The sequence below is a fragment of the Mycolicibacterium palauense genome (assembly GCF_002592005.1).
Classification (GTDB): Bacteria; Actinomycetota; Actinomycetes; order Mycobacteriales; family Mycobacteriaceae; genus Mycobacterium; species Mycobacterium palauense.
Window position 1 is genome coordinate 1 of record NZ_NVQF01000200.1, and the last position, 1,180, is coordinate 1,180.

Annotated in this window: 1 protein-coding gene; it reads left to right on the forward strand. The window is 67.2% G+C overall.

Going from position 1 to position 1,180, the window contains the following annotated elements; all coding sequences use genetic code 11:
- The first annotated feature begins 15 nt into the window (after positions 1 to 15).
- A complete protein-coding gene (locus tag CSR00_RS29845) occupies positions 16 to 1,179 on the forward strand; it encodes an acyl-CoA dehydrogenase family protein (protein ID WP_099025947.1) in 1,164 nt (387 codons plus the stop codon).
- Position 1,180: the final 1 nt, after the last annotated feature.

Consider the following 1,180-nt stretch of genomic DNA (forward strand, 5'->3'; position numbering starts at 1 on the left):
GGTAGGGTGCGGGGTATGTCGTGTGAGCTCAGCGAGGAAGAGACCCTGCTGGTCGAGACCGTGCGCTTGTTTGTCGATCGGGAGGTCCGCCCGAGTGTGCGTGAGCTCGAGCATGCCAACCAGTACCCCGAGGCGTGGATCGAGCAGATGAAGCAGATCGGGATCTACGGGTTGGCCGTGCCCGAGCACTACGGCGGCACTCCGGTATCCACGGCCTGTTATGTGCTGGTCACCCAGGAGCTGGCCCGGGGGTGGATGAGCCTGGCCGGGGCGATGGGCGGCCACACCGTGGTGGCCAAGCTCATCGCCCTGTTCGGCACCGAGGCCCAGCGGCGCCAGTACCTGCCGGCGATGGCCACCGGAGCGCTGCGCGCCACCATGGCCCTGACCGAACCCGGGGGCGGTTCGGACCTGCAGAACATGCGCACCACCGCGCTGGTCGCCCCCGAGAATCCCGACGAACTGGTCATCAACGGATCCAAAACCTGGATCTCCAACGCACGCCGATCCGGGCTGATCGCCCTGTTGTGCAAGACCGACCCCGCCGCGACCCCCAAACACCGCGGCATCTCGGTGGTCCTCGTCGAACACGGACCCGGCCTGCACGTCTCGCGGGATCTGCCCAAACTGGGCTACAAGGGCGTCGAAAGCTGCGAACTGTCCTTCGACGACTACCGGATCGCGGCCTCGGCGATCCTCGGCGAGGTGCCCGGCCACGGGTTCACCCAGATGATGAAGGGCCTCGAAACCGGACGCATCCAGGTCGCCGCCCGCGCCCTGGGCGTGGCCACCGCCGCCCTCGACGACGCCCTGACCTACGCCCAGGACCGCCACAGCTTCGGCCAACCCATCTGGAAACACCAGGCCATCGGCCACTACCTGGCCGACATGGCCACCAAACTCTGCGCCGCCCGCCAACTGACCCTGCACGCCGCCGACCGCTACGACAGCGGCCAGCGCGCCGACATGGAAGCCGGCATGGCCAAACTGTTCGCCTCCGAAACCGCCATGGACATCGCCCTCAACGCCGTCCGCATCCACGGCGGCTACGGCTACTCCACCGAATACGACGTCGAACGCTACTTCCGCGACGCCCCCCTGATGATCGTCGGCGAAGGCACCAACGAAATCCAACGCAACGTCATCGCCACCCAACTCATCACCCGCGGCGGACTCTGAG

Excerpts from the sequence above, each read along its gene's own strand:
- CSR00_RS29845 (WP_099025947.1), top strand. The coding sequence starts at position 16 with ATGTCGTGTGAGCTCAGCGAGGAAGAGACCCTGCTGGTCGAGACCGTG.